A 26,730-nucleotide genomic window follows, 5' to 3' on the forward strand; every position below is an offset into this window, starting at 1 on the left:
GGGGGGCTCCGAGGGGGCGGCTTGGTGCGGACAGCGTGGGCCAGCGGCCTGGTGATGGCGCTCGCCATGGGCTGGGCGGGGCTGTCCCTGCCCGCGCTGGCGTGGGCGCAGGAGGCGCCCGCCAGTTCGCCTGTCGCCGGCCAGCCGCCGCCGTCTCCCGCCGACAATCCGCCGCCCATCCCCACGCCCCCGTCGCCGCCGGTCAGCGACCCGCCGGGCGCGCCACCGCCGCCGGCGCCAGCCACGACCCATGCCGGACATGCCGAGATCGACCTGTCACGGCTGGAGACCAAGGACCTGCGGCTGCTGTACTTCGACCCGGCCGAGACCTACCTGACCCCCTATATCGCCCGGGCCTATCTCAACTCGCTGAAATTCCAGGAAAAGACCTTCGGCTGGAAGCCGTGGGAGAAGACCACCATCCTGCTGAAGGACTTCGGCGACTACGGCAACGCCGCCGCGCGTTCGTCGCCGAACAACGCCATCCTGGTGGACATCGCCCCGCTCAGCCAGACCTTCGAGACCTTCAGCGCCGGCGAGCGCTTCTTCACCCTGATGAACCACGAGCCCGTCCACGTGGCGACGATGGACGTGTGGAATTCGCAGGACGCCTTCTGGCGGCGGCTGTTCCACGGCAAGCCGATGCCGCTGCAGGACCATCCGGAATCGATCCTCTACAACTACCTGGCCACGCCCCGGGTGAACGTGCCGCGCTGGTACCTGGAAGGCAGCGCCGTGTTCATGGAGACCTGGATGGCGGGCGGCTACGGCCGCGCCCAGGGCGGCTACGACGAGATGGTGTTCCGCGCCATGGTCCGCGACAACGCCCGCTTCTTCTCGCCGCTGGGGCTGGAGTCGGAGGGCACGGCCATCGACTTCCAGGTCGGGGTCAACGAGTACCTCTATGGCACGCGATTCATGAGCTACCTGGCGCTGACCCGCTCGCCGCAGAAGGTGATCGACTGGCTGCGCCGCGACGAAGGCAGCGCCGGCTATTATTCGATCCAGTTCAAGCGGGTGTTCGGCGAGCCGCTGGACCAGGCCTGGCGCGAGTGGACCGTCTACGAGCACGACTTCCAGCGCCAGAACCTGGCCTCGGTGTCGCAGTACCCGCTGACGCCGCTCACCCGGCTGTCGCCCCGGGCCCTGGGATCGGTGTCGCGGGCGTTCATCGACCCGGCGACCGGCAGGATGGTCGGCGCCTTCCGCTATCCGGGGGTGATCGGCCACGTCGGGGTGCTGGACATGACCACCGGCGACATCCGCCGCCTGGTCGAGATCAAGGGCCAGATGCTCTACCGGGTCACCTCCCTGGCCTACGACCCGGACAAGGAGACCGCCTACTACACGGCCGACAACTACGCCTATCGCGACCTGATGGCGGTGGACGTGAAGACCGGCAAGAGCCGCATGCTGATCCGCGACGGGCGCATCGGCGACATCGTCGTCAACCCCAGGGACAAGGCGATCTGGGGCCTGCGCCACATGAACGGCTATGTCACCCTGGTGCGGATCGACCCGCCTTACGCCGGCTGGACCCAGGTGCACACCTTCCCCTACGGGCGCATCCCGTTCGACCTGGATATCTCGCCGGACGGGACCCTGCTGTCGGCCTCGGTGGGCGAGGTGAACGGCGAGCAGAGCGTGCAGGTGTTCCGCATCGCCGACCTGGGATCTGAAGAGCCCGCGCCGATCGCCACCCTGAAGCAGCCTGGCGCCACGCCGGAGAGCTTCGTGTTCTCGCCGGACGGCCGGTATCTCTACGGCTCCAGCTACTACACCGGGGTCTCGAACCTCTACCGCTTCGAGATCGCCACCCAGCAGGTGGAGGCCGTCAGCAACGCCTCGACCGGGCTCTTCCGGCCGATCCCGCAGAAGGACGGCTCGCTGATCGCCTTCGAGTACACCGGCCAGGGCTTCACTCCCGTGCGCCTGGACCCCAAGCCGCTGCAGGACCTGGGCGCCATCAAGTTCCTGGGCACGGCGGTCGCCGACCGGCATCCGGAGGTGAAGACCTGGGGCGTCGGCTCGCCCGCCGGCGTGCCGCTGGACAGCCTGATCACCGCGCAGGGCAAGTACGTCCCGCTGCAGGCCATGAAGCTGGCGGACTCCTATCCCGTCATCGAGGGCTACAAGGGCCGCGTGGCCGGCGGCTGGCATCTGATCTTCGAGGATCCGATGCAGTTCGACCAGCTGACCGCGACCCTCAGCTATTCGCCGGCGCCCGGCCTGCCGGCCGACGAGCGGATCCACGCCGACCTGACCTTCCACACCATCGCCTGGAAGTTCGAGTACTGGCACAACCAGGCCGGCTTCTACGACCTGTTCGGCCCCACCGAGCGGGCGCGCAAGGGCGACGCCTTCATCGTCGGCTACAAGAAGTCGCTGGTGTACGACCCGCCGCGGCAGCTGGACTTCAGCGCCGAGGCCGGCGCGTACCTGGGCCTCGACACCCTGCCCGGAGCCCAGAACATCGCCACCGGCGCGGACCGCAACATCGGCGTCGTCAAGCTGGGGCTGAAGTACGAGGACTTCAACAAGTCGCTCGGCGCGGTGGACCACGAGCGTGGCTGGCAGTGGAACGTGAATGTCGAGAACGACGTGTCGGACGGCGGCGCCTATCCGTCGGTGTACGCCGGGCTGGGTTTCGGCCGGCCGATCGGCTGGAGCCACTCGTCGGTCTGGCTCTACAGCGCCGCGGGCGTCGCCGGCGGCAATCGCGCCAACCCGCTGGGCGCCTTCTACATGGGGGCGTTCGGCAACAACTACGTCGATGACGGCGAGGTGAAGCGCTATCGCCAGTTCGACAGCTTCCCCGGCTTCGAGATCGACGCCATCACCGCGCGCCGCTTCGTCAGGAGCCTGGCCGAATGGAACCTGCCGCCGGTGCGCTTCGCCCAGGCGGGAACGCCCAGCCTCTATCTGTCCTATCTGCGCCCGGCGCTGTTCGGCGGGGTGCTGGCGCTGCAGCAGCCGGTGGGCCCCAACCGGACGCTCGAAACCGTCGGCGGCCAGCTGGACTTCAACTTCACCGTCGCGCTGCGGCTGCCGATGACCTTCTCGGTGGGCTACGCCCACGGCATGGAGCATGATCGCCCCGGCCATGACGAGGTCATGGTGTCGCTGAAGATCATGTGAGCCGGATCGCGTAACCCAGATGGACCCGTTCATCCTCAAGGGCCTGATCGCCTGCGTGCCGGTGCTCACCGTGCTGGCCGCCTTCGTCGTGCTCGACGTCTTCAAGCTGATGAAGCCGTGGGAGGTGCTGGAGCTGATGGCCGGGGGGGCCGTGGCGGCGGCCCTGGCCTTCCTGGCCAGCGGCGGGCTGTTCGACGCCTTCCCGCTGGACGTCAGCAACTATTCGCAAGTCGGCGCGCCGATCCTGGAGGAGTCGCTCAAGGGGCTGATCGTCGTCGCCGTGTTCGCCACCAATCGCGTGGGCTATCTGGTCGACGCGGCGATCTCCGGCTTCGCCATCGGCGCCGGCTTCTCGCTGATCGAGAACCTGTTCTACCTGCGCCTGTTCTCCGACGCCGGCCTGGGGCTCTGGCTGGTGCGCGGCTTCGGCACGGCGATCATGCACGGCGGCGCGACGGCCATCCTCGCCGCCACCGCGCAGCTGCTGTTCGTGCCCAGCCTGAAGCGCGCGGCCAGCGGCTTCTTCCTCAACCCGCTGTTCTTCCTGCCGGGCCTCGCCGCGGCGATCGCCCTGCACGCCGGCTTCAACCATTTCCCGAAGACGCCGCTGATCGACATGGTGGTGATCGCCGTGGTGGTTCCGGCGGTGCTGCTGATCCTGTTCGCCGCGGGCGACGTCTTTGCCCGCCGCTGGCTGGCCGAGGACGAGGACGCGCACGAGCATCTGCTGGCGGCGATGCAGAGCGGGGCCTTCGCCCAGACCCCCGGCGGCCAGGCCATCGCCAGCCTGGCCAGCCGGCTGGGGCCACAGGGACCGCAGCTGCAGGAATATGTCCGGCTGCACGTCGAGCTGGTGGCGCGCGCCGAAGCCAGCCTGCTGGCGCTCGAGGCGCACGAGGCCGCCCGGCGCCGCCGGCTCGCCGGCGCCGAGGCCAAGGCGGCGTTCGAACGCCTGCACGCCTTGGAGTCCGCCCTGGGACGCACCGTGGTGATGGCGGTTCGCCAGCACCTGCGCTTCTCGCGCAACGACCTGTGGGAAATGCACGAGCTGGAGGAGGACGTGGCGGGCTGACGGCTCGCGCACGCCTCATCCCTACCCCGAGCCTCTTCGCATCGCGCCCCCGCCAAGGCGTAGGCGCGGGCGGCTGGACTCTGCATGCAGATCTGTTAATGACTCATGGGTCAATTATTTCGAGGTGATCGTGAACGCCGACCCGAAATGGCGCAGGCGCAAGACCGCGCGCCCCGGGGAGATCGAGGCGGCGGCGCTGGAGATCTTCGCCGAGCGGGGCTTCGCCGCGGCCAGGCTGGAGGAGATCGCCGAACGGGCGGGGCTCTCCAAGGCTGCGCTGTACGTCTACTACCCCAACAAGACCGAGCTGTTTCGCGCCGTGGTCGGAACCCGCGCCGCGCCGGACATCGACGGCATCGCCCGCATCCTGGAGACCGCCGATGTCCCCTTCGCCGAGCTGGCCCGGGCGATGCTGGCGCGCATGGCCGAGACGCTCGGCCGGCCGGGCGTGCGCAGCCTGGCGCGGATGGTGATCGCCGAAGGCCGCAACTTTCCGGAGATCGCCCGCCTGTGGCACGACGACGTGGTCGCGCGGGCGCTGACGGCGATGACCACCGCCATCGCCCGCGCCCAGGCCCGCGGCGAGGTGCGGCCCGGGACACCGCGGCTGATGGCGCTGTCGCTGATCGGGCCGATGATGCTGGGCGCCCTGTGGATCGAGGTCATGCAGCCGGCGGGCGGCGAGCCGCTGGATCTGGCCGCCCTGGCGGCCGAGCACTTCGACACCGTAGCCGCCGGGCTGCTGACACCCCCGCTGGAGCGGGCCGCATGAAACGCCTGCGCATCCTCGTCCCCGTCGCCCTGGTCCTGGCCGTGCTCGGCCTGCTGGCGTGGAAAGCGCTGGCGCCGCGCGCCACCGACGCCGACGTGCTGTCCGGCTACCTGGAGGGCGAGGCCCTGTACCTGGCCAGCCCGTCCCCCGGCGCGGTGACCTCGCTGGGCGTGGTGCGCGGCCAGCGCGTCGCCGCCGGCGCGCCGCTGTTCAGTGTCGACGCCCGCAGCCAGGAGGCCCAGCACGCCGCCGCCCAGGCGGAGCTGGCGCAGGCGCGCCGGCAGGGCGAGGCGGCCGACGCCGGCGTGGCCGAGGCGGCGGCGCGGCTGACGTCGGCAAAGGCCCAGGCGGCCAACGCCGAGCGCGACGCCGCCCGCTTCACCACCCTGCAGAGGTCGGGGACCGGGGCCGTGTCGACGCAGGAGGCCGACCGCGCCCGCACCGCCGCCGCGGACGCCGCCGCGCAGGCCAACGGCGCGCTGGCGGCCCTGAAGACCGCCCAGGCCCAGGCCGAAGCCGCCCGCGCCGGCGCCGAGCGGGCGCGGGCCCAGGTGGCCGACACCGAGGCGCGTCTGGCCCAGTTCTCCGCCCGCGCCCCGGCCGCCGGGCGGATCGAGGAGACCTTCTTCCAAGCCGGCGAATGGGCCGGCGCCAACCAGCCGATCGTCAGCCTGATCCCCGACGGCAAGGTGAAGCTGAAATTCTACGTGCCCGAGCGCGACCTGGCCCTCTACCGGCTCGGGCGGACGATCCGCTTCACCTGCGACGGCTGCCGCGCGGCGCGCCAGGCGGTGATCGCCTACGTCAGCCCGCGCCCGGAATACACTCCGCCGGTGATTTACAGCCGCAAGTCCCGCGATCGCATGGTGTTCCTCATCGAGGCGCGCCCGACCGACGCCGCCGACCTGTCGCCGGGCCAGCCCGCCGATGTGGAGCCGCTGAAGGCCGGGACATGAGCCTGCCGCCGCCCGCAGCCGCCGGACCCGGTCCCACGGAGCCCGATCGGGTCATCGACGTGCGCGGCCTGGACAAGGCCTTCGGCGGGCGGCGGGTGGTGCAGGACGTCTCGCTGGCCGTGGCGCGCGGCCGCATCTGCGGCTTCCTGGGCCCCAACGGCTCGGGCAAGACCACCACCCTGCGGATGATCTGCGGCCTGCTCAGCGCCGACGCCGGCGAGGGCACGGTGCTGGGCCTCGACTTCCGCACCCAGAGCGAGGCGATCAAGCGCCAGACCGGCTACATGACGCAGAAGTTCTCGCTCTACGAGGACCTCTCCATCGAGGAGAATCTGAGGTTCGTCGCCCGGGTCTACGGCCTGGACCGGCGCCGCGAGCGGGTGCGCGAGAGCCTGGAGCGCCTGGGCCTGACCAACCGCCGCGCGCAGCTGGCCGGCTCGCTCTCCGGCGGCTGGAAGCAGCGCCTGGCCCTGGCCGCGGCCACCCTGCACGAGCCGAAGCTGCTGCTGCTGGACGAGCCCACCGCCGGCGTCGATCCCAAGGCCCGCCGCGACTTCTGGGACGAGATCCACGCCCTCTCCGCCCAGGGCCTGACGGTGCTGGTCTCCACCCATTACATGGACGAGGCCGAGCGCTGTCATGAGATCGCGTACATCGTCTACGGCCGGCTGATCGCCCGCGGCACGGCCGACGAGGTGATCGCCGGCTCGCACCTGGTCACCTTCCTGGCGGAGGGGCCGCAGGCAGATCGGCTGGGCCGCGAACTGGCCGGCAAGCCCGGGGTGCTGGACGTGGCGCCCTTCGGCCAGAGCCTGCATGTCAGCGGCGTCGACCGGGCCGCGCTGGAGGCCGCCATCGCCCGGTTCCGCCGCGAGCCCTACCGCTGGCGCGAGGTCGCGCCCAGCCTGGAGGACGTGTTCATCCGGCTGATGGACCAGGCCCCGGACAACTTCGCATGAACGGCGTGGCGCTGCGCACCTTCGCGGTCCTGGCCAAGGAGTTCACCCAGCTCACCCGCGACCGGCTGACCTACGCCATGATCCTGGTGCTGCCGATCGTGCAGCTGCTGTTGTTCGGCTACGCCATCAACAACGATCCCAAGCACCTGCCGACCGCGGTTCTGGTCGAGGACCAGGGCCGGTTTTCCCGCTCGATCCTGTCGGCGCTCAAGGAGACCGACTATTTCGACTTCCGCCAGACCGTGCGCAGCCCGGCCGAGCTGGACCGGCTGATCGAGAACGGCCAGGCCCAGTTCGCCCTGACCATCCCGGCCGACTTCAGCCGCCGGCTGGTGCGCCATGACCGGGCGCAGATCCTGGTGGAGGCCGACGCCACCGATCCGGCCGCCACCGGCAACGCCCTGGCCGCCCTCGCCACCCTGCCGACCCAGGCGCTGTCGCACGATCTCCAAGGCGCCCTGGCGCCCGCGCCGGGGGGCGCAGCGCCGTTCGAGGTGGTGGTGCACCGCCGCTACAATCCGGAGAACATCACCGCGGTGAACATCGTCCCCGGCCTGCTGGGGGTCATCCTGTCGATGACCCTGGTGATGATGACCTCCCTGGCCGTCACCCGCGAGCGCGAGCGCGGCACGATGGAGAGCCTGCTGGCCACCCCGGTGCGGCCGATCGAGGTGATGATGGGCAAGCTGGCGCCGTACGTCATCGTCGGCCTGGTGCAGGCGGGGATCATCCTGCTGCTGGCCCGGGCGCTGTTCGACGTGCCGATGGTGGGCGGCTGGACGGCCTTCGCCCTGGGGCTGCTGCTGTTCATCGTCGGCAGCCTGGCCCTGGGTTTCCTGATCTCCACGGTGGCCAGGACCCAGCTGCAGGCCATGCAGATGTCGTTCTTCTACATCATGCCCTCGATCCTGCTGTCGGGGTTCATGTTCCCCTTCGCCGGCATGCCGAAATGGGCGCAGGCGATCGGCTCGGCGATCCCGGTGACGCACTTCCTGCGCATCGTGCGCGGCTCGCTGCTGAAGGGCGAGAGCCTGGACGGCAGCCTGCCGAGCCTCGGCGCGCTGAGCCTGTTCGTGGCCATCGCCACGGGGCTCGCCCTGTCGCGCTACAACACCCGCCTGGACTGATCCGACAAAGTGGCGCTCGACGCGCCACAAGCCTGCGACGCCCGTTGTCGTCCGCTGCGCCCTCGCCTATGCCGGAGAGACGACGGCCGCTGAGGGCCGCGACCGGGAGGGTGACCCATGGACGGTCCCAAGGACGCCACCGCCGCCACGCGCGCGGCCCACGCCGCGCTGGCCGCCACCCTGCCCGCCGACGCCGAGAGCGATTTCGCCGACGCCCGCCGAGGCTTCATCGACACCATCCCGGACGCGCGGGCAACGAACGCCGCCGGCCGGGCGGTCTGGGACCTCGCCCCCTTCGCCTTCGAGAACGACCCGACGGCGCCGGACACCGTCAATCCCAGCCTGTGGCGGCAGGCGCGGCTGAACCTGATCCACGGCCTGTTCGAGGTGACCGCCGGCGTCTACCAGGTGCGCGGCTTCGACATCTCCAACATCACCTTCATCGAGGGCGAGACCGGTTTCGTGGTGATCGACCCGCTGGTGTCCGCCGAGCCGGCCGCCGCCGCCCTGGCGCTGATGCGCAGGCACCGCGGCGACAAGCCGGTCAGTGCGGTGATCTACACCCACAGCCACGTCGACCACTACGGCGGCATCAAGGGGGTGCTCAGCCAGGCCGACCTCGACGCCGGGGCGACGATCATCGCGCCGGAGGGCTTCCTGCAGGCGGCGGTCGCCGAGAACGTGATGGCCGGCAACGCCATGAACCGGCGGGCGACCTACATGTACGGCGCCTTCCTGCCGCGCGGGCCGAAGGGGCATGTGGACGCCGGCCTCGGCAAGGCCACCTCGCTCGGCCAGGTCGACCTGGTGGCGCCGACCCGCAGCATCGTCAGCACCGGCGAGCAGTTGGTGGTCGACGGGGTGGAAATCGTCTTCCAGGTGACCCCGGACACCGAGGCGCCGGCCGAGATGAACTTCATGTTCCCGCAGCACCGGGCGCTGTGCATGGCGGAGAACTGCACCTGCCACCTGCACAACCTCTACACCCCGCGCGGCGCCCAGGTGCGCGACGCCAGCGCCTGGAGCCGCTACATCGAGGAGGCGATCGGCCTCTTCGCCGACGGCACGGACGTGCTGTTCGCCAGCCACCACTGGCCCAAGTGGGGCCGCGAGCGCAGCGTGAAGTTCCTGCGCCAGCAGCGCGATCTCTATAAGTACATCCACGACCAGAGCCTGCGGCTGGCGAACCACGGCCTGACGCCGCTGGAGATCGCCGAACGCCTGGCCCTGCCGCCGTCGCTGGCCGCCGAGTGGCACACCCGCGGCTACTACGGCACGCTGAACCACAACGCCAAGGCGGTCTACCAGCGCTACCTCGGCTGGTTCGACGGCAACCCGGCCAACCTGCACAAGCACCCGCCGGTGGAAGCCGGCCGCCGCTACGTCGACCTGGCCGGCGGCGCCGACGCCCTGCTGGCCAAGGCCCGCGCCGCGTTCGACGCCGGCGACTATCGCTGGGTCGCCGAGGTGGTGAACCACCTGGTGTTCGCCGATCCCGACAACGCCGAGGCCCGCCACCTGCAGGCCGACGCCCTGGAACAGATGGGCTACCAGGCAGAGTCCGGGCCGTGGCGCGCCTTCTACCTGACCGGCGCCCAGGAGCTGCGCAACCCGATCGCCCCCTCGCCCACCCCGCGTCAGAGCCAGCTGGGGCAGATGCGCAACCTGCCGGGGGACTCGCTGCTGGAGAGCCTGTCGGTGCGGCTGAACGGCGAGAAGGCCGGCGCCGAGGCCGACTTCGGCCTCACCCTGGCCCTGGCCGACACCGGCGAGCGCTTCCGCGTCTGGGTGGAGAACGCGGTGCTGCACCACGCGCCCTCCGAGGCGGCGCCCGCCGTGACGCTGGCCCGCGGAACCCTGGTCGACCTGGTGATCGGCGAAGCGACCCTGGACGCCGCCCTGGCCGACGGCCGCGTGAAGGACGCCGGCGACGCCGAGGCGCTGGGCCGGCTCCTGGGCCTGCTGGACCGGTTCGACTTCTTCTTCCCGATCGTCACGCCGTAGGGCTCGCTCCCGGCTGGAGCCCCCATCCCCCGCTCCGCGGGGACTTCCCCCTGAGGGGGAAGAGAACGGGAGTGGAAGCCGCGACTCTCTTCCCCCCGTGGGGGAAGTACGGCCGAAGGCCGGGATGGGGGTTCCCGCGGAGAACCGGCCTGGACGCACGCGACGTCACCGGGCCTCAATCCTCCGAAAACCCCGGAGGAAGCCATGGCCGACGACCCCATCCTGCTGATCGACACCCCGGCGCCGCACGTGCGTCGCCTCACCCTGAACCGGCCGAACAAGCGCAACGCCCTGTCCAACGCCCTGCGCGGCGAGCTTTTCGCGGCGCTGGAGGAGGGCGACCGCGACCCGGAGGTGCGGGTGATGATCCTGCGCGGAGCCGGGACGTGCTTCTCGTCCGGCTACGACCTCTCCAGCCTGGGCGAGCTGCCGTTCTACACCGCCGGCGGGCAGGGCCAGTGGGCGCGGCACGTGGTCGAGGGGTGCTTTCGCATGTGGGACCTGGCCAAGCCGGTGATCGCCCAGGTGCACGGCTGGTGCCTGGCCGGCGGCTCCGAACTCGCGGTGGCCTGCGACCTGGTCTACGTCGCCGAGGACGCCCAGATCGGCTACCCGGCGGTGCGCACCATGTCGCCGCCGGACAACCAGTACCACGCCTGGATCGTCGGCATGCGCGCGGCCATGGAGCTGATGCTGACCGGCGACTCCATCTCCGGCCTTGAAGCCGTGCGGCTGGGCTTCGCCAACCGGGCCTTCGCCGCGGACGACCTGGAGGCCCAGGTGCTGGCCATGGCCGAGCGCATCGCCAAGGTCGACCCGGAGCTGGCCCAGCTGAACAAGCGCCTGGTGCACCGGCAGATGGAGGCCATGGGCATGCGCGCCGGCATCCGCGCCGGCACCGACCTGCACGCCCTCGGCTGGCACACGCCTGCCTCGCGCGACTACATGGCGCAGCTGCGCAAGGGCGTCACCCAGGCGCTCACCCAGCGCGACCAGGCCTTCGGCGACTACCGGACCGGGGACAAGGGGTAGGCGCGGCAAGGGGCGGAACCCCTCACCTTCCCAAGCTCAGCGCTGGCGCGCTGACCTCGGGCCCCTCCCTCTCCCTCTGGGAGAGGGGATTTTCGCCTGTGCGCTTCGACACTTAATCTACCTCTCCCACAGGGAGAGGGAGGGGCCCACGCTCATGGCGTCAGCAAGGAGCGTGGGAAGGTGAGGGGGTGCGGCGCCGGCCGACAGCCCCCCTACGCCCCGCGCCAGTTGCCGTGGAAGCCGAACGGGACGCGGCGCGGCACGTGGGCCAGGCCGATGGGGCCGGCGGTGACGTCGGCGGCGTCGAACACCGCCAGGTCGGTGCGGTCCTCGGCGCCGCGGTAGATGGTGGCGATCACCCAGCCGTCGCCCTCCGGCGCAGCGGCCGAGCGGGGGACGAACACCGGCTCGCCGGCGGCGTCGCTGCCCGGCAGCTCGTACTGGCTGCGCTTGCCGGTCTTCACGTCGACCTGGGCGATGGCGTTGAAGCGCACATCGCCGGAGCGCGAGGTGTTGGCCGCGAACCAGCCGTGCCGGTAGGCCAGGCCCGCATGGCGCTCGTCGAAGCGCGGGAACTCGCCGTCGAGGTCGTCGAGCCGGGTGCGCTTGATCGCGTTGGAGTCGCCCGCCAGGTCGAAGGTCCAGCGCACCAGCCTGGCCCCGGCGTTCTGCCCACGGCTGCCGTCGGCATTGGGGAACAGCGGCGCCTGCGGATACTCCATCACGTCGGCGTGGATCAGGTCGCCCTCCTCCCAGGCGTTCATCGGATGGAACACATAGTTCGGCTCGGTCTGGAACCAGCGGATGGTGTCGACACTGGCGTCGCGCCTCATCACGCCGACGAAGGCGCCCTTCTCCGGCTCCCAGGCATAGGCTGGGCCGCCCTTCATCACCCGCTCCAGGTCGCCGGTCAGCGGCAGCACCGGGAACAGGGCGTGGTTCCGCGTGACCAGGAAGTCGTGGATCATGCTGGAATAGGGCGCCTCGAAGTCGTCGCGGCGCACCACCTTGCCGGCGGCGTCGGTCACGCCGTACGACACCGTCCGGGTGAACGGCATCTGGCCGATGGAATAGCCGAACCAGACCATCTCGCCGGTCTCGGGATCGAGCTTGGGGTGGGCGGTCGTGCGGTCGCGGTAGTCCTGGACGTAGCCCCGGGTTTCCAGGGTCAGCGGGTCCAGCTCGGTCGGCATGTGGCCTTCCTCAAGCGCCAGCAACTTGCCCGCGTGCCAGACGATATTGGTGTTGGCGACCCCCGAGTCCTGGCCCATCACCGACGGATCGGTTTCCAGCGGATTGCCGAAAGTGCCGAACAGCGCCTGGCCGGCCGCGTGCTCGGTCACGTACTTGTTGGTGCGCACATAGCGGTTGCGGTAGCGCGCCTTGCCGTCTTCCAGGAAGAAGCCGTGGATCATGCCGTCGCCGCCGAACCAATGGTACTGGCCGCGCGGCTCGAACTGCGGGTTCGGCCCGTTGCGGTAATAGGCGCCGGCGAGGCCCTTGGGGATCTCGCCGGTGATCTTCAGCTCGAAATCGTCCTCGCTGCGCACCGGCGCGAAATTGCCCGACAGATAGGGATTGATCGGTTGCGATCCATCCATGGCGTCCTCCTGCAGCTTGGCCATGTCTTACATTGTAAATTTATGTCGTACGATATAGGCTCCTGGCAAGTGAATTGTTCGTGAGACGCTTAAGACCCGTGCCCAAGGCCCTTTCCGACCAGGACGTCGCCGAGTTCCGCGACCGGCTGTGCGACGCCGCCGAGCACCTGTTCGCCGAGCAGGGGCCCGAGGCGGTGACCATGCGTCAGCTGGCCCAGGCGCTGGGCGTCAGCGCCATGACCCCCTACCGCTACTTCAAGGACAAGGACGCCATCCTGGCCGCCGTGCGCGCCCGCGGCTTCAACCGCCACGCCGATGTGCTGGAGCGCGCCTACGACGAGGCGAAGACCTCCGGCGGCGACGTCTCCGAGGCGGTGGGCCGCGCCTACGTCCGCTTCGCGTTCGACAATCCCGAAGCCTACAAGCTGATGTTCGACATCACCCAGCCCAACGAGGCCGACTATCCTGAGCTGGTGGCCGCGGGCGAGCGCTCTCGCGCGACCATGACCCAGCATCTGGACGAATTGATCGGGGAGGGCCGGCTGACGGGCGACAAGGACCTGATCGGCCACCTCTACTGGGCGGCGATCCATGGCCCGATCATGCTGCAGTTCTCCGGCAAGCTGGCGCCGCCGTTCCGCGCCGAACGGCTGATCGGTGAACTGGTGGCGATCCTCAACGCGCACTTCTTCCCGCCCGCCGCCGCCAACGAGGCTTGACCGCCGCCGCGTCACGACGCCAGCGTCACCTTCGCAAACAGGGGAAGGAAGCCGCCGATGGCCGAGATCAAGCCGTTCAAGGTCGACTGGCACGCCATGGGCGTGGGCGAAGTGCTGGAGAAGGTGCGCAACTATCCCTGGCCGCCGGCGCCCGACGTGCCGGACGGCTGGGGCTATGGCGCGGACGGCAAGTTCCTCAAGGACATCTGCGCCTACTGGCTGGACGGCTACGACTGGCGCGCCGCCGAAGCGGAGCTGAACCGCTATCCGCAGTTCACCGCCAGGGTCGAGGACTTCGACATCCACTTCGTGCATGTGGTCGGCGAGGCGGGCGGCAAGCGGCCGCTGCTGCTGAGCCACGGCTGGCCCGGCAGCCACTACGAGTTCTGGGGCGCCATCGACGCCCTGGCGTTCCCGTCGAAGCACGGCGGCAAGGCCGAGGACGCCTTCGACCTGGTGATCCCGTCCCTGCCCGGCTTCGGCTTCTCGTCCAAGCCGAAGCGGCCGTTCGGCCAGCGCGCCACGGCGCGGCTGTTCAACACCCTGATGACGCAGGTGCTGGGCTACGACCGCTACCTGGCGCAGGGCGGCGACTGGGGCGCGTTCGTCACCTCGTGCCTGGGTTTCGACCACGCCGCCCACGTCAAGGCGATCCACCTGAACATGATCGGCTTCCGCCCCGCCGGCGGCCCCACCAGCGAGGCCGAGGTCGCCTGGCTGACCCGCCAGAACGCGATGATGGACATGCTGGGCGCCTATTTCCGCCTGCAGGCGTCCAAGCCCCAGTCCCTGGCCTGGCTCGGCGCCGGCAACCCGGTCGGTCAGGCCGCCTGGATCATCGAGCGGTTCTACGACTGGTGCGACCGCCGCGAGGCGAAGTTCGAGGACGTGTTCACCCGCGACCAGCTGCTGACCAACGTGATGATCTACGTGATGACCGGCAGCTTCACGACCGGCGCCTGGTACTACCGCGCGCTGCTGGAAGAGGGCGGCGTGGTGCTGCAGGAGGGCCAGCGCTGCGAAGTGCCGACCGCCTTCGCCAACTTCCCGGGCGAGGCGCTCTACCAGGCGCCGCCGCGGTCCTGGGCCGAGCGGGCCTACAACATCGTCCGCTGGAGCGAGCAGAAGGACGGCGGCCACTTCGCCGCCATGGAGCAGCCGCACGCCTTCGTCGCCGACGTGCGCGCCTGGGCCGCCGAGGTGGACTGATGCGGACCCTGGAAGGCGGCTGCCGGTGCGGCAGGATCCGGTATGTGGCTGAGGGCGAACCGGTCGCCGGCATCGCCTGCCACTGCCGCGATTGCCAGTACGTCGCCGGCGGCGGCCCCAATCTGTCCCTGGTCTTTCCGGCGGCCGGGTTCCGGCTGACGGCCGGCGAAGCGCGGGTCTATAGGGCCAAACCCACCAGTGGCGGCAGCTTCTTCTGCACAGATTGCGGTGTGCACCTGTTTTCCAGGCCGGACAGCCGCGACGATCTGGTGGCGGTGAAGGTCGGCGGGCTGGACGATCGATCGGACTTCAAGGTCCAGGCGGATTTGTGGATGGATAGCGCGCCGCCATGGCACCAGCCGCACGCGGGCGCGGCCCAATTCGGAGGAAACCCACCATGACCACCCGAACCGGCGGCTGCTTCTGCGGCGCCATCCGCTACGAGGTCGAAGGCGATCCGGTGTTCCAGGTCGCCTGCCACTGCCGCGCCTGCCAGTACGCCGCCGGCGGCGCCCCCACCCTGGCGATGATCTTCCCGCGCGCGTCGCTGAAGGTGACCAAGGGCCAGCCGCGGACGTACTGGGCCGAGGCCGACTCCGGCGCCAAGGTCGGCCGCAGCTTCTGCGAGAGCTGCGGTTCGCCGGTGTTCTCCGAGCCCACCGCCAGCGAGATCGCCGTGGTCAAGGTCGGCAGCCTCGACGATCCCTCGGACTTCAAGGTCCAGGCCGACATCTGGGTCAAGGAAGCCCAGCCCTGGCACATCGCCCACGAAGGGGCTTTCCAGGTGGAGGCCAACCCGGGGTAGCGCGGCGCCAAGCTGGAACCCCCTTCCCGGCCTTCGGCCGTACTTCCCCCAACGGGGGAAGAGAACGGCAGTGCGGGCTTGAGCGCTTATTCTCTTCCCCCCGTGGGGGAAGTACCGGCGAAGCCGGGGATGGGGGCTCCAGCGGAGAACCGGCCTTGACCCCGCCCCGGCCACCGCCGAAACCTCCGCCATGGCCAGATACGACTTCGCTTCCGACAATACCGCCGGCGCCATGCCCGAGGTCATGCAGGCGCTCACCGCCGCCAACGACGGCTTCGCGGCCGGCTATGGCGCCGATCATGTCAGCAAGGCCGCGGGCGACGCGATCCGCGCGCTGCTCGACGTCGACGCCGAGGTTCGCTTCGCCGCCAGCGGCACCGCCGCCAACGCCCTGACCCTGGCCGCCCTGGCCGCCCCGCACGAGGCGGTGGCCTGCCACGAGCACAGCCACATCGCCACCGACGAGACCGGCGCCCCCGGCTTCTTCGGCGCCGGCGTCGGCCTGATCACCTTGCCCGGGGCCTCCGGCCGCATCGAACCGGCGGCCCTGGCCGAGGCCCTGGCCCGGCCCGACCAGCCGCATTGGCAGTCCGCCGCGGCGCTGTCGGTGACCAACACCACCGAATACGGCGCGCTCTACGACGAGGCGGCGCTGAAGGCGCTGATCGAGCCGGCCAAGGCCGCCGGGCTGAAGGTGCATCTGGACGGCGCCCGCCTGGCCAACGCGGCCGCCTCCGGCTTCGACGTCAAGGCAGTAGGGCGGCTGGGGGTCGACGTGCTGGTGCTGGGCGGGACCAAGGCCGGCTCGACACCCACCGAGGCCATCGTGCTGCTCGACAAGAGCCTGTCGCGCCGGTTCGGCGCCCGGCTGAAGCACGGCGGCCAGCTGACCTCCAAGGCCCGTTTTCTGGCCGCGCCCTGGCTGGGGATGCTGGAAGACAACGCCTGGGCCAGCCGCGCCGGCCACGCCAACGCCATGGCGAAAAAGCTGGCCGCGCTCTCGCCCTTCAAGGTGGTCCACCCGGTGGAAGCCAACGCCGTCTTCGTGGAGATGGACGAGCCGACCCTGAAGCGGCTGCACAAGTCCGGCTGGTTCGTCTACCGCTTCATCGACGGCACGGTGCGCTTCATGTGCTCCTGGGCGACCACCGACGAGTCGGTGGAGGCGTTCGCCGCGGCGCTGAAGGCGCTTTAGCAGAAGGGCCGGCGCCGCCTCTACGGCCGGCTGATGGCGTAGAAGCGCTCGGCGCGCTGGGTCTTCAGTTGTTGCGGCGAGAGCGCCAGGAGCGCCTTCAGCTCTTCCTCGATGGCGTCGCCGACGCGGCTGATCGCCAGGGCGGGATCGGCGTGGGCGCCGCCCAGCGGCTCCTCGATGATCTTGTCGACCACCTTGTTCTTGATCAGGTCCTGGGCGGTGATCTTCATCGCCTTGGCCGCACCGGCGGCGAGGGCGCCGTCGCGCAGCAGGATCGAGGCGCAGCCCTCCGGCGTGATCACCGCATAGACCGAGTGTTCCAGGATCAGCACCGCGTTGGCCGCGCCGATGCCGATGGCGCCGCCGCTCATGCCCTCGCCGGTGATCACCGCGACCATCGGCACGCCCAGGGTCAGGCAGCGCTCGATGCCCCGGGCGATGGCCTCGGCGACGCCGCGCTCCTCCGAATCGATCCCCGGGTAGGCGCCGTTGGTGTCGATGAAGCTCAGCACCGGCAGGCCGAACTGGTCGGCCAGGTCCATCAGCCGGGTGGCCTTGCGATAGCCCTCGGGCCGCGCCATGCCGAAGTTGTGCTTGATGCGCGTGGCGATGTCGTGGCCCTTTTCCTGGCCGATCACCACCACCGGCTGGCCACGGAACTGGCCGATGCCGCCCAGCATCGCCTGGTCGTCGGCGAAGGCGCGATCGCCGCGCAGTTCGATGAAGTCCTCGATCAGGCCGGCCATGTAGTCGACGAAGTGCGGCCGCTGCGGGTGGCGCGCGATCTGGGTCTTCTGCCAGCCGTCGAGATTCGAATAGGCGTCGCGGCGCATCTCGCCCACCCGCTCGCGGAGCGAGGCGATCTCGGCGTCGAACGCGCCCGGCCCGGCGGTCTCCGAGAGCTTGTGCAGCTCTTCGATCTTGGCCTCGAGTTCCGCGATGGGGCGTTCGAACTCGAGATAGTGCGCGGCCATGGGGTCCTTGAACGAAGCCGTCGGAAGGTGGGCGAAACTAGGGGCTTAGGGTGGCAGGAGCAAGGGCGGCCCTCGCCGGCCCCCTGCGCAGGGGTGAACGCCGTCGCGGCCGCCCGGCGCCAGGGGCCTATCCGGCGGCCGAGCGCGGCCCGGCCCGGGACCATACCAGGGCGTTCACGGCGCCCGGCGTCAGGCGCCCCTGGTCCTGGATGTGCTTGAGCTGGAACAGCACCTCCGCCCCCAGGGTGGCGAACCGCACCGAGACGTCGTCAGGCTCGCAGACCCTTCCGGGGGTCAGGAACAGGGCCGCGTTCAGCTCGGGCTTCTTCATCACCAGCATCACCGCCGCCCGGCGCGCCAGCGTCAGATGGCTGGCGGGCAGGCGCGGGTTGTGGGCGAACACCTCGCGCACCAGGGTCGAGACCTGCCCCATAGACAGCCTGGCCAGGTGCCCCGCCATGCGCGGCGGCACCAGCTTCGCCGGCTCAAGGTCGAGCACCATGTCGTTCAGCAGGAACAGCACCGCACCGCTCCGAAACCCAGAATGGGTAAGGGTTCGGGCGTGGATATCGGCGGGACGTTAAGTCGCCGTTGGGAAGATCGGTGAGCCGCGGATTAACCTTGAGGCGAGTGGCGCGGCTCAGCTCGCCAGTCTTTGTCCGAGGGCGGACCATACGAGATTGTTGGCCATCGCCGCGTTCAGCCGCCCCTGTTGCTGCATGCCCTTGAGCTGCATCAGCAATTCGGCGCCGAGGCCGGCGAACTGGATCGACACCTCTTGCGGCGCGCACACCCGGCCGGGGGTCAGCACCAGGGCGGCGTTCACCTGCGGCTGCTTCAGCGTGATCATCAGCGCCAGCTTCTGCGCCTCGAAAACGTTTCCGCCGGGCAGCCGGGGGTTCTCGGCGAAGGCCTCGCCGACCAGCTGGGTGACCTGGCCGAAGCTCAGGCGGGCGAGATGGCCGGCGATGGCCGGCTGGGTCAGCCTGGCGGCTTCGAACTCGACAATGACATCGTTCAGCAGGAACAGCATCGGCCCGCTCCGACCTCGTCAAGGAAGGGGGAAGTGAAGTTATGTCAGCCACCATGCCTGAACCGCGTTAAGAGGCGGTTTTCGCCGATCCGCGTTCCTTGACGATGAGCCGCCGCCTCCCCGCCCCTCGCCCGATGGCCGGCCCCGCCCTATGGTGCAGGCCTTGACCCTCGCCCAACCCGCCCCGCCGCCCCACGGCGCCGAGAGCCGCGCCGCCGATCCCCGGGCCGCGCTGGCGCGCATGCGCGCCCTGGCCACCAGCCTGCTGGTGGTGATGGCCCTGGTGTTCGTGGCCGCCAGCGCCGCGGAAGCCCGCTGGCCGTGGCTGGCCTGGGTGCGCGCCTTCGCCGAGGCCGCCACCGTCGGCGCGGTGGCCGACTGGTTCGCGGTCACGGCCCTGTTCCGCCGGCCGCTGGGCCTGCCGATCCCGCACACCGCGGTGATCCCGCGCAACAAGGACCGCATCGGCGAGGGCCTGGGACGGTTCATCGCCGACAACTTCCTGACCGCCCGGGTGCTGGACGGCCAGGTGCGCAAGCTCGACGCCGCCGGCTGGGGCGCCGCCTGGCTGGCCGAGCCCGGCCGGGCCGACGCCCTGGCCCGCCGCCTCGCCCCGGCGATCCCGGCCCTGCTGCGGGCGATCCCGCGCGAGACCCGCGAGCAGCTGCTGGGGGCGATCGCCCTGGCGGCCATCAGGGCCGTGCCGGCCGGCCCGGCAGCCGCGCGCGTGATCGACCTGGCCTGGCGCGACGGACGCGCCCAGCCGATGCTCGACGGCCTGCTGGACGGCGCGGCCGGCTACCTCGCCAGCCACGAGGACTTCGTGCGCGAGAAGGTTTCCGAACAGTCCTTCAAGTGGCTGCCCAAATGGGTCGACAGGATCATCGCCGACCGCCTGACCCAGGGCCTGATCAAGGCGGCCGAAGAGATGCGCGCGCCCGATCACCCCTGGCGGCTGGAACTGGCCAACGCCGTTCAGGGCTTCGCCCAACGGCTGGACCACGATCCCGAGCTGATGGCCCAGGCCGACGCCCTGAAGCTGCGCCTCCTCACCCACCCCGCCCTGCTGGCCGAGATCAACGCGGCCTGGGCGCGCGTCGAGGCGCGGATGCTGCAGGACCCCGCCGCCGCCAACGCCGCCATCGCCGAACGGCTCACCGAGTGGCTCAAGGCCCTCGGCGCCTGGCTGGCCCGCGACGTTGCCGTGCAGCGGCGCCTGAACGACACCGCGCGCCTGATCGCCCTGCGCCTGATCGCGCCGCGCCGGCACGACATCGGCCGCTTTGTCGCCGGCGTCGTCGCCGGCTGGGAGACGCGCGACACGGTCGAGCGCCTGGAACTGCAGTTCGGCCGCGACCTGCAGTACATCCGACTGAACGGCACCATCGTCGGCGGCCTGGTGGGGCTGGCGCTGTACGCGGTGTCGCGGGTGGTGGGCTGGGGGTAGGCGAGGCGGCGGGTCGGGGTGGCCAGTCCGGGGTAGGCCCGAGAGCCTCGCCCCGCCCTTTCAACCGTCACCCTCGGGCGCAAGTCCCGAGGGTCCATGCACGCGGGAGACCGATTGGCGCGCTTCGAAGGGCGCGCCACGGTACGGAGGCTGCCGCCTTGCGACGCTCCGCTGCCGCTCGCGACTTCGCTTCACGTGTTCATGGATCCTCGGGACTTACGCCCGAGGATGACGGTCCAGGGAAGGGGGCGAAATTGGCGCCCCTGCCCCTAACGCTTCTTGGCCAGCGGGTGCTTGCTCTCCACGACCTCGCGCAGGCGGTCCTGGGCGACGTGGGTGTAGATCTGGGTGGTGGCGATGTCGGCGTGGCCGAGCAGGGTCTGCACCACGCGCAGGTCGGCCCCGCCCTCCAGCAGGTGGGTGGCGAAGGCGTGGCGCAGCACGTGCGGGCTGACCTTCTGCGGATCGACGCCAGCGTCGGCCGCGGCCTCGTCCAGCAGCTGCGCGAAGCGCCGGCCGGTCAGCCGGCCGCCCTGGCCGCGCGAGGGAAACAGCCACGGACTGTCCTTCAGCCCCTTGGCGAAGAAGGCCGGGCGCACCGGCAGATAGGCCTTCACCGCGGTCCGCGCGGCGTCGTTCAGGGGCGCCAGACGCTCCTTGCCGCCCTTGCCCTTGACGATCAGGTAGGCCGGATCGCGGGCCAGGGCCGCCAGCGGCAGGGCGATCAGCTCGGAGATGCGCAGGCCCGAGGCGTAGATCAGCTCGACCATGCAGGCCAGCCGCAGGCCCTGGGCCCCGTCGCGCGCGGCGGCGGCGGCGATCAGCCGGTCCACCTCGGCGCGGGTCAGCACCTTGGGCAGCGGCCGGCCCTTCTTCGGCGCGTCGACCCGCCGCGACGGGTCGTCCGGCCGCCAGCCCTCGCCCAGCACGAAGCGGTAGAACTGCCGCACGGCGGCGCGGCGGCGCGCGGCGGTGGCCGGCGAAAGACCGCGCGCGCCCAGGTCGGCGAAGTACGCCTCGATCGCCTCGGCCGTGGCGGTGGCCAGGTCGTCGCCGCGGCCGGCCAGGAAGCCCTGCGCATCGGCCAGGTCCTTGCCATAGGCCGTCAGGGTGTTGCGGGCGGCGGCGCGCTCGGCCGCCATCATCTCCAGGAAGGCTTCCGTCCAGCCCGCGCCGCTCATGGCCGGCTGCTCATTTGAGCGACAACAGCCCCTCGGCGTCGAGGGCGCGGGCGTCCGCCTCCAGTCCCGCCCGGCGCAGGGCCGCGACCACGCGGGCGCGATCGGCCGGGGCGAGACCGGCCGCCCCGGCGTCGGCGGCCAGCGACAGCGCCAGGATCGCCGCCTCGCCCTTGGCCTTGGCGCCGGCGGCGCTGTCCAGCAGGGCCAGCTTGGCGGCGCTGGCCTGCGAGCGGCCGACGTCGAAGCCCGCCACCTCGGCCCGCGCGTCCGCCGACAGCGGATCGCCCAGCGCCAGGAACAGCACCGCCGCCGCCTGGGTAGGCGCCTTGGCGCCGTCGTGGCCGCCGCGCTCGGCCAGCCGGTCCATGGTCTGCGGATCGCCCGGCCCCAGGGCGGCGATGGCCGCGTCGAGCAGGGCCAGGTCGGAGGCGCCGACGCTCTCGCGGCTGATCCGCGCGCGGATGGCCCTGGCCGTCTGGGGATCGTTCGCCGCCACCGCGGCGCAGGCCAGCCGAAGCGGGCTGGCCAGCGCCTTGTCCGGCGCCGCCAGCGCGCGAACGGCAGGGATCGCCAGGCGGGCGAGCGCGATGAAGTCGCCGGGAGTCTTTGCCCGGCCGAACAGGGCGTCCAGCGCCGCCCCGGCGGCGGCGGCATCGCTCTGGCGCAGCGCCAGGGCGACGAGACCGGCCTCGGCGGCGACGCCGGGCTTCAGGGCCAGGGCCTTGATCGCCGCGGCCGGGTCTTGGGCGGCGGCGTCGGGCCCCGCGGCCGGCCACAGCGGCGGCTGTCCGCCATCGAAGAGGTCGTCCAGGGTGACCGCGCCCCGCACGGCGCGGGCGGCCGCAGCCAGGCGAACCTCCGGCGGCAGGGTCGCGTCGCGCGCCAGTTCCGCGGCCACCGCCGGGCTGGCGCCGTCCAGCGCCGGCGTCGGATCGATGGCCAGCGAGCGCACCAGCGCCAGGTCCAGGCCGTCGCGCAGGGAGGGCGCCGGCGGGGCTCCGGAGCCGAGCAGCTTGGCCCCCATCAGCCGCCTGTAGACCACGTCCTTGGCCGCCTCGTTGGCCAGGCTGTAGGTGGTCTGCGCCTTGTCGAGGTCGCCGGCCATCGCCTGGCAGAAGGCGCGCAGCTCCAGCCAGTAGGCGCCGTCGCGGCCGACCTGCAGCCCCTGCGAGATCGCACAGGCGCGCGCCTCCTGGCGCACGGTCAGCGCGGCCTCCGCCGCCGCGCGGGCGAGCGGCTCCGAATCGGCGAGATCGGGGGCGGTCCGCGCGATGGCGTCCGCCGCCCGCGCGCCGCCCAGGTCGATCAGCGCCAGCAGCCGCTGACCGGCGAGGTCGCTGTCGGCGCCCGCGCCGTCCGGCGCTGTCGCCCCCGTGGCCAGCACGTGGCGCGCCAGCATGGCGGCGGCGGGCGACATCGGGCGCTGGCCGAGGGTCGGCAGGACTTGGCGAACCAGCGGCGTCGAAGCGCCCTGCCAGAGGTCGGCTCCCAGCCCCGGGCCGCCGGCGCCGGTGGAAAAGGCGTCGATCACCGCCAGCGGCCGGCTCTCGATCTGCGCGGCGGCGGGCCCCGCGAGCGCCAGGGACGCGGCGAGACTGAGCAATGGGCGACAAAGCGCGGGCCGAGGGCGACGCGACGCGGCGACCGGGCGGCAGGACGTGTTACAAACCGGCATGGGCAAAGTTGGCGCGCATGGCGGGGGTCGTGTAAAGCCGCAATTGCTCATGACCACCTTTCCCGACCTCAACCACAAGACCATCGCCCTCGTCGGCCTCATGGGCGTGGGCAAGAGCAGCGTCGGCCGCCGGCTGGCGACCGTGCTGGGCATGCCGTTCCGGGACGCCGATGTCGAGGTCGAGGCGGCCGCCGGGCGCAGCATCCCGGAAATCTTCCAGCAGTTCGGCGAGCCGGCCTTCCGCGACGGCGAGCGCCGGGTGATCGCCCGGCTGCTGGACGAGCCGGCGCACGTGCTGGCCACCGGCGGCGGCGCCTTCGTCAATCCGGAAACCCGCCGGCTGATCAAGGACAAGGCCATCTCCGTGTGGCTGAAGGCCGACCTGGAGGTGCTGGCCCGGCGGGTGGGGCGCAAGGACACCCGGCCGCTGCTGACCGGGCGCGACCCGATGGAGGTGCTGCGCCAGCACGCCGCCGACCGCTACGGCGCCTACGGCGAGGCCGACATCATCGTCGAGACCGGCGACACCCCGCACCATGTGGCGGTGGACGCCATCCTGCGCGCCCTGAGCGCCTATCCGCCCCAGATGGCCGCGGCCGACGCGCCCGGAGACGCCGCCGAGTGACCCGGACCCTGCGAGTCGGCCTGGGTGGCCGCGCCTACGACGTGCTGATCGGGACCGGACTGGTGGACGCCGCCGCCGACCACATCCGCCCGTTCCTCAAGCGCCCCGTCGTCGCCCTGGTGATGGACGAGGTGGTGAGCGGCCTGCACAGCCCGCGCCTGATCGGCGCGCTGGAGGCCGCCGGCGTCACCACCCACGCCGTGGTCGTGCCCGCCGGCGAGGAGACCAAGAGCTGGGCCGGGCTGGAGGACGTCTGCGAGCGCCTGCTGGCGCTGGAGCTGGAACGCGGCGACCTGATCGTCGCCTTCGGCGGCGGCGTGGTCGGCGACCTGGCCGGCTTCGCGGCGGCGATCTACAAGCGCGGCGTCGACTTCGTGCAGATCCCCACCACCCTGCTGGCGCAGGTGGACTCCTCTGTCGGCGGCAAGACCGCCATCGACAGCCCGCACGGCAAGAACCTGATCGGCGCCTTCCACCAGCCGCGGCTGGTGCTGGCGGACCTGTGCATTCTCGACACCCTGCCCGAGCGCGAGATGGTCTGCGGCTATGCCGAGGTGATCAAGTACGGCCTGCTGGGCGACGCGGCCTTCTTCGACTGGCTGGAGGCCAATGGCCCGAAGGTGGTGGCCCGCGAGCCCGACGCCCTGGCGCATGCGGTCGGCCGCTCGATCGAGATGAAGGCCGAGATCGTCGCCGAAGACGAGCGGGAAGCCGGCCGCCGCGCCCTGCTGAACCTCGGCCACACCTTCGGCCATGCCCTGGAGGCGGAGACGGGCTTCGGCGAGGCCCTGAAGCACGGCGAGGCGGTGGGCATCGGCTGCGCCCAGGCCTTCCGCTTCTCGGCGTCGCTGGGGCTGTGCCCGGGGCAGGACGCGGTGCGCGCCGAGCGGGCGATCGCCGCCGCCGGCCTGCCGACCCGGCTGCAGCAGCTGTCGGCCCATCCGTTCCGCGCCGACGCCCTGGTGCGCCACGCGGCGCAGGACAAGAAGGCCGAGGGCGGGGCGCTGACCTTCATCCTGGCGCGCGGCATCGGCGACGCCTTCGTCGCCAGGAACGTCGATCCGGCGGCGCTGCGCGATTTTCTGATCTCCGAGGGGGCTCTGGCATGATCGCCGCGCTGCTGGCCGGCCTGACGCCGATCATCCTGATCATGCTGGTGGTGTCCGGCTTCCTGTCGGCCGCCGAGACCGCCCTGACCCGCGCCAGCCGCGGGCGGATGCACCAGCTGGAACGCGAGGGCGACGCCGGCGCCAAGCGGGTCAACCAGCTGATGGGCGACCAGGAGACCATGATCGGCGCCCTGCTGGTCGCCTACAACGCCTTCAACATCGCCGCCTCGGTGATGGCCACCGAGGTGATCACCGCGGCGATCCCCGGCCCGCTCGGCACCTTCCTGGCGACGGTGGTGATGACCGTGCTGGTGGTGGTGTTCGTCGAGGTGCTGCCCAAGACCCTGGCCATCGTCCGCGCCGACGACGTGGCGCGCGGCCTCTCCGCCCCGATCGTGGTGATGGTGCGGCTGCTGGGCCCGGTGATGTTCGCCATCCAGTGGATCGTGCGGCGCACCCTGGGCCTGTTCGGCGTGCAGCTGGACATGGAAGCCGACGTGCTGGCCGCCCACGAGGAGATTCGCGGCGCGGTCGAATACCACCACTCGGAAGGCGCCGTGGAGAGCCGCGACCGGCGCATGCTGGGCGGCGTGCTCGATCTTTCGGACATGGACGTCGCCGAGATCATGGTGCACCGCAAGTCGATCTCGATGATCGACGCCGACCTGCCGGCCCACGACCTGATCGCCCGCGCCCTGGAGAGCCCGTATACCCGCCTGCCGCTCTACAAGGACGACGCCGAGAACATCGTCGGCGTCCTCCACGCCAAGGACCTGGCCCGGGCCATGGCCGAGGTCGGCGGGCAGGTGGAGGCCATCGACTTCGCCGCCATCGTGCGCGAGCCATGGTTCATTCCGGAGACCACCAACCTCAAGGACCAGCTGAACGCCTTCCTGAAGCGCAAGACCCACTTCGCCCTGGTGGTGGACGAATACGGCGCGCTGCAGGGCCTGGTGACCCTGGAGGACATCCTCGAGGAGATCGTCGGCGAGATCGACGACGAGCACGACACGTCGGTGCAGGGCGTGCGCCGCCAGCCGGACGGCTGGGTGAACGTCGATGGCGAGGTAACCGTCCGCGACCTCAACCGCGCCATGGACTGGGACCTGCCGGACGACTACGCGGTCACCGTGGCCGGTCTGGTGATCCATGAGGCGCAGACGATTCCGGAGCCGGGCCAGGTGTTCCTGTTCCACCACCATCGCTTCCAGGTGCTCCGTCGTCAGCGGAACCAGCTCACCGCACTGCGCATTAGTCCACCGCTGAAACAGGAGGGGGACGAAGCCGGGTGACCCAGATTGAGCGCTACGCGTCTGCGCATCGCTTGCGCGCCCGATCGGTTGGACTAGTGTGCGACCGGCTGACGCACCCTTTTGGGGGCGAGCGGAGTACATGGCGATGAGTGGACTGGACGCGTTGCAGGGCCGCAGGGTCCTGGTTGTCGAAGACGAACTGATGATCGCCATGCTGGTCGAGGACATGCTCGCCGACCTCGGCTGCACCGTCGTCGGGCCGGTCCACACGCTGGAGATGGCGCTGAAGGCGGTGGAGACCGAGCCGCATATCGACGCGGCCCTGCTGGACGTGAACCTGGCTGGTCAGCCGGTCTTCCCGGTGGCCGACGCCCTGCGCGCCCGCCACGCCCCCCTGATCTTCTCGACGGGCTACGGCGAAGCCGGCCTGCGCGACGTCGACGCCGGCGCCCCGGTGCTGCAGAAGCCGTTCCGCGCGGGCGACCTCGCCAAGGCGCTGCAGAACGCCCTGGGCATCGCCGCCTAATTCTCCATCAGGATCAAGCCGTTTCGCCGGGGGCCAGCGCCTTCAGCGACAGGGCGTGGATCGGCCCGGCCAGCTCTTCGGCCAGGGCGGCGTAGACCATCCGCTGGCGCTGCACGCGGCCGACACCGGCGAAGGAGGCCGACTCCAGCGTGACCGTGAAATGGCTCTCGCCCCCCTCGCGGGCGCCGGCGTGGCCCTTGTGTCGGTCGGAGTCGTCGACCACGTCCAGGCGAGTGGGCGAAAAGGCGGCGCCCAGCTTGTGACGGATGGTCTCGGTGACAGCGCCCATATTCGGCCCTCCAATTGGGTTGGTGTCAA

At 71.1% G+C, this 26,730-nt stretch carries 25 protein-coding genes; 18 read left to right on the forward strand and 7 right to left on the reverse strand.

Annotated elements, in window-relative coordinates:
* The first annotated feature begins 24 nt into the window (after window positions 1–24).
* The 8 genes from ACO2Q3_RS05820 to ACO2Q3_RS05855 all read left to right on the forward strand — a co-directional run bounded on the left by ACO2Q3_RS05820 (window position 25) and on the right by ACO2Q3_RS05855 (window position 11,060).
* Window positions 25–3,138 carry a YncE family protein gene (locus ACO2Q3_RS05820; RefSeq protein WP_423305591.1) on the forward strand — a complete coding sequence of 1,038 codons (3,114 nt, stop codon included), beginning with the start codon at window positions 25–27 and terminating at the stop codon, window positions 3,136–3,138.
* Window positions 3,139–3,157: 19 nt separating this feature from the next.
* On the forward strand, window positions 3,158–4,210 hold the full coding sequence (locus ACO2Q3_RS05825) for a PrsW family glutamic-type intramembrane protease (protein ID WP_423305592.1): 1,053 nt from the start codon (window positions 3,158–3,160) through the stop codon (window positions 4,208–4,210).
* A gap of 130 nt (window positions 4,211–4,340) precedes the next feature.
* Complete coding sequence (locus ACO2Q3_RS05830) at window positions 4,341–4,982, forward strand: TetR family transcriptional regulator (protein WP_423305593.1); 642 nt, start codon at window positions 4,341–4,343, stop codon at window positions 4,980–4,982.
* Window positions 4,979–5,938, forward strand: coding sequence for an HlyD family secretion protein (locus ACO2Q3_RS05835; protein ID WP_423305594.1), 960 nt, complete (start codon window positions 4,979–4,981; stop codon window positions 5,936–5,938). The genes ACO2Q3_RS05830 and ACO2Q3_RS05835 overlap by 4 nt, the downstream gene beginning before the upstream one ends.
* Window positions 5,935–6,897 carry an ABC transporter ATP-binding protein gene (locus ACO2Q3_RS05840; protein ID WP_423305595.1) on the forward strand — a complete coding sequence of 321 codons (963 nt, stop codon included), beginning with the start codon at window positions 5,935–5,937 and terminating at the stop codon, window positions 6,895–6,897. The genes ACO2Q3_RS05835 and ACO2Q3_RS05840 overlap by 4 nt, the downstream gene beginning before the upstream one ends.
* Window positions 6,894–8,024: an ABC transporter permease gene (locus ACO2Q3_RS05845; RefSeq protein WP_423305596.1), complete on the forward strand. Its 1,131-nt coding sequence runs from the start codon at window positions 6,894–6,896 to the stop codon at window positions 8,022–8,024. The genes ACO2Q3_RS05840 and ACO2Q3_RS05845 overlap by 4 nt, the downstream gene beginning before the upstream one ends.
* Before the next feature lie 117 nt (window positions 8,025–8,141).
* Entirely contained in the window at window positions 8,142–10,028 is a 1,887-nt protein-coding gene (locus tag ACO2Q3_RS05850; protein ID WP_423305597.1) for an alkyl/aryl-sulfatase, read from the forward strand.
* A gap of 204 nt (window positions 10,029–10,232) precedes the next feature.
* On the forward strand, window positions 10,233–11,060 hold the full coding sequence (locus ACO2Q3_RS05855) for an enoyl-CoA hydratase-related protein (protein ID WP_423305598.1): 828 nt from the start codon (window positions 10,233–10,235) through the stop codon (window positions 11,058–11,060).
* 212 nt (window positions 11,061–11,272) lie between these two features.
* Here ACO2Q3_RS05855 and ACO2Q3_RS05860 read toward each other — a convergent pair whose 3' ends face one another.
* Window positions 11,273–12,685, reverse strand: a complete 1,413-nt coding sequence (locus tag ACO2Q3_RS05860; RefSeq protein ID WP_423305599.1) for a carotenoid oxygenase family protein — start codon at window positions 12,683–12,685, stop codon at window positions 11,273–11,275.
* A gap of 74 nt (window positions 12,686–12,759) precedes the next feature.
* Here ACO2Q3_RS05860 and ACO2Q3_RS05865 point away from each other — a divergent pair, with 74 nt between their 5' ends.
* From ACO2Q3_RS05865 to ACO2Q3_RS05885, 5 genes are all read left to right on the forward strand, one after another.
* On the forward strand, window positions 12,760–13,380 hold the full coding sequence (locus ACO2Q3_RS05865) for a TetR/AcrR family transcriptional regulator (RefSeq protein WP_423305600.1): 621 nt from the start codon (window positions 12,760–12,762) through the stop codon (window positions 13,378–13,380).
* A gap of 57 nt (window positions 13,381–13,437) precedes the next feature.
* Window positions 13,438–14,589 (forward strand): epoxide hydrolase family protein, encoded by a 1,152-nt coding sequence (locus ACO2Q3_RS05870; RefSeq protein WP_423305601.1) that lies wholly within the window; start codon window positions 13,438–13,440, stop codon window positions 14,587–14,589.
* Window positions 14,589–14,990, forward strand: a complete 402-nt coding sequence (locus ACO2Q3_RS05875; protein ID WP_423305602.1) for a GFA family protein — start codon at window positions 14,589–14,591, stop codon at window positions 14,988–14,990. The genes ACO2Q3_RS05870 and ACO2Q3_RS05875 overlap by 1 nt, the downstream gene beginning before the upstream one ends.
* Entirely contained in the window at window positions 14,987–15,394 is a 408-nt protein-coding gene (locus tag ACO2Q3_RS05880) for a GFA family protein (RefSeq protein ID WP_423305603.1), read from the forward strand. Before ACO2Q3_RS05875 ends, ACO2Q3_RS05880 begins: the two co-directional genes overlap by 4 nt.
* Before the next feature lie 190 nt (window positions 15,395–15,584).
* Window positions 15,585–16,589, forward strand: coding sequence for a beta-eliminating lyase-related protein (locus ACO2Q3_RS05885; protein WP_423305604.1), 1,005 nt, complete (start codon window positions 15,585–15,587; stop codon window positions 16,587–16,589).
* 20 nt (window positions 16,590–16,609) lie between these two features.
* Here the strand turns inward: ACO2Q3_RS05885 and ACO2Q3_RS05890 are convergent, their stop codons facing one another.
* From ACO2Q3_RS05890 to ACO2Q3_RS05900, 3 genes are all read right to left on the reverse strand, one after another.
* Window positions 16,610–17,563, reverse strand: coding sequence for an acetyl-CoA carboxylase carboxyltransferase subunit alpha (locus ACO2Q3_RS05890; RefSeq protein ID WP_423305605.1), 954 nt, complete (start codon window positions 17,561–17,563; stop codon window positions 16,610–16,612).
* Window positions 17,564–17,690: 127 nt separating this feature from the next.
* Window positions 17,691–18,086 carry a hypothetical protein gene (locus ACO2Q3_RS05895; RefSeq protein WP_423305606.1) on the reverse strand — a complete coding sequence of 132 codons (396 nt, stop codon included), beginning with the start codon at window positions 18,084–18,086 and terminating at the stop codon, window positions 17,691–17,693.
* Between the two features lie 117 nt (window positions 18,087–18,203).
* The gene (locus ACO2Q3_RS05900; RefSeq protein WP_423305607.1) at window positions 18,204–18,596 is read right to left on the reverse strand and encodes a hypothetical protein; all 393 of its coding nucleotides are present in this window, start codon (window positions 18,594–18,596) and stop codon (window positions 18,204–18,206) included.
* A 163-nt stretch (window positions 18,597–18,759) separates the two neighbouring features.
* On the opposite strand from ACO2Q3_RS05900, the gene ACO2Q3_RS05905 reads away from it, so the two are divergent.
* On the forward strand, window positions 18,760–20,043 hold the full coding sequence (locus ACO2Q3_RS05905; protein WP_423305608.1) for a DUF445 domain-containing protein: 1,284 nt from the start codon (window positions 18,760–18,762) through the stop codon (window positions 20,041–20,043).
* A gap of 269 nt (window positions 20,044–20,312) precedes the next feature.
* Here ACO2Q3_RS05905 and ACO2Q3_RS05910 read toward each other — a convergent pair whose 3' ends face one another.
* Both ACO2Q3_RS05910 and ACO2Q3_RS05915 read right to left on the reverse strand, forming a co-directional pair.
* Window positions 20,313–21,224: a tyrosine recombinase gene (locus ACO2Q3_RS05910; RefSeq protein WP_423305609.1), complete on the reverse strand. Its 912-nt coding sequence runs from the start codon at window positions 21,222–21,224 to the stop codon at window positions 20,313–20,315.
* 10 nt (window positions 21,225–21,234) lie between these two features.
* Complete coding sequence (locus ACO2Q3_RS05915; RefSeq protein WP_423305610.1) at window positions 21,235–22,827, reverse strand: hypothetical protein; 1,593 nt, start codon at window positions 22,825–22,827, stop codon at window positions 21,235–21,237.
* 121 nt (window positions 22,828–22,948) lie between these two features.
* On the opposite strand from ACO2Q3_RS05915, the gene ACO2Q3_RS05920 reads away from it, so the two are divergent.
* The 4 genes from ACO2Q3_RS05920 (at window position 22,949) to ACO2Q3_RS05935 (ending at window position 26,412) form a co-directional block, all read left to right on the forward strand.
* Window positions 22,949–23,524, forward strand: coding sequence for a shikimate kinase (locus ACO2Q3_RS05920; protein ID WP_423305611.1), 576 nt, complete (start codon window positions 22,949–22,951; stop codon window positions 23,522–23,524).
* Complete coding sequence (gene aroB, locus ACO2Q3_RS05925; protein ID WP_423305612.1) at window positions 23,521–24,633, forward strand: 3-dehydroquinate synthase; 1,113 nt, start codon at window positions 23,521–23,523, stop codon at window positions 24,631–24,633. The genes ACO2Q3_RS05920 and aroB overlap by 4 nt, the downstream gene beginning before the upstream one ends.
* A complete protein-coding gene (locus ACO2Q3_RS05930) occupies window positions 24,630–25,925 on the forward strand; it encodes an HlyC/CorC family transporter (RefSeq protein WP_423305613.1) in 1,296 nt (431 codons plus the stop codon). Before aroB ends, ACO2Q3_RS05930 begins: the two co-directional genes overlap by 4 nt.
* A gap of 115 nt (window positions 25,926–26,040) precedes the next feature.
* Window positions 26,041–26,412 (forward strand): response regulator, encoded by a 372-nt coding sequence (locus ACO2Q3_RS05935; RefSeq protein ID WP_423305660.1) that lies wholly within the window; start codon window positions 26,041–26,043, stop codon window positions 26,410–26,412.
* A gap of 13 nt (window positions 26,413–26,425) precedes the next feature.
* On the opposite strand, the gene ACO2Q3_RS05940 is transcribed toward ACO2Q3_RS05935, so the two are convergent.
* Window positions 26,426–26,701 (reverse strand): BolA family protein, encoded by a 276-nt coding sequence (locus ACO2Q3_RS05940; protein WP_423305614.1) that lies wholly within the window; start codon window positions 26,699–26,701, stop codon window positions 26,426–26,428.
* Window positions 26,702–26,730 lie beyond the last annotated feature (29 nt).

This window comes from Caulobacter sp. KR2-114 (genome assembly GCF_049446115.1).
Taxonomy (GTDB): Bacteria; Pseudomonadota; Alphaproteobacteria; order Caulobacterales; family Caulobacteraceae; genus Acaudatibacter.

Excerpts from the sequence above, each read along its gene's own strand:
- ACO2Q3_RS05875 (WP_423305602.1), top strand. The coding sequence starts at position 14,589 with ATGCGGACCCTGGAAGGCGGCTGCCGGTGCGGCAGGATCCGGTATGTG.
- ACO2Q3_RS05920 (WP_423305611.1), top strand. The coding sequence starts at position 22,949 with ATGACCACCTTTCCCGACCTCAACCACAAGACCATCGCCCTCGTCGGC.
- ACO2Q3_RS05845 (WP_423305596.1), top strand. The coding sequence starts at position 6,894 with ATGAACGGCGTGGCGCTGCGCACCTTCGCGGTCCTGGCCAAGGAGTTC.
- ACO2Q3_RS05910 (WP_423305609.1), bottom strand. The coding sequence starts at position 21,224 with ATGAGCGGCGCGGGCTGGACGGAAGCCTTCCTGGAGATGATGGCGGCC.
- ACO2Q3_RS05890 (WP_423305605.1), bottom strand. The coding sequence starts at position 17,563 with ATGGCCGCGCACTATCTCGAGTTCGAACGCCCCATCGCGGAACTCGAG.
- ACO2Q3_RS05870 (WP_423305601.1), top strand. The coding sequence starts at position 13,438 with ATGGCCGAGATCAAGCCGTTCAAGGTCGACTGGCACGCCATGGGCGTG.
- ACO2Q3_RS05835 (WP_423305594.1), top strand. The coding sequence starts at position 4,979 with ATGAAACGCCTGCGCATCCTCGTCCCCGTCGCCCTGGTCCTGGCCGTG.
- ACO2Q3_RS05880 (WP_423305603.1), top strand. The coding sequence starts at position 14,987 with ATGACCACCCGAACCGGCGGCTGCTTCTGCGGCGCCATCCGCTACGAG.
- ACO2Q3_RS05850 (WP_423305597.1), top strand. The coding sequence starts at position 8,142 with ATGGACGGTCCCAAGGACGCCACCGCCGCCACGCGCGCGGCCCACGCC.
- ACO2Q3_RS05855 (WP_423305598.1), top strand. The coding sequence starts at position 10,233 with ATGGCCGACGACCCCATCCTGCTGATCGACACCCCGGCGCCGCACGTG.
- ACO2Q3_RS05900 (WP_423305607.1), bottom strand. The coding sequence starts at position 18,596 with ATGCTGTTCCTGCTGAACGATGTCATTGTCGAGTTCGAAGCCGCCAGG.
- ACO2Q3_RS05840 (WP_423305595.1), top strand. The coding sequence starts at position 5,935 with ATGAGCCTGCCGCCGCCCGCAGCCGCCGGACCCGGTCCCACGGAGCCC.
- ACO2Q3_RS05860 (WP_423305599.1), bottom strand. The coding sequence starts at position 12,685 with ATGGCCAAGCTGCAGGAGGACGCCATGGATGGATCGCAACCGATCAAT.
- ACO2Q3_RS05930 (WP_423305613.1), top strand. The coding sequence starts at position 24,630 with ATGATCGCCGCGCTGCTGGCCGGCCTGACGCCGATCATCCTGATCATG.
- ACO2Q3_RS05825 (WP_423305592.1), top strand. The coding sequence starts at position 3,158 with ATGGACCCGTTCATCCTCAAGGGCCTGATCGCCTGCGTGCCGGTGCTC.
- ACO2Q3_RS05885 (WP_423305604.1), top strand. The coding sequence starts at position 15,585 with ATGGCCAGATACGACTTCGCTTCCGACAATACCGCCGGCGCCATGCCC.
- ACO2Q3_RS05940 (WP_423305614.1), bottom strand. The coding sequence starts at position 26,701 with ATGGGCGCTGTCACCGAGACCATCCGTCACAAGCTGGGCGCCGCCTTT.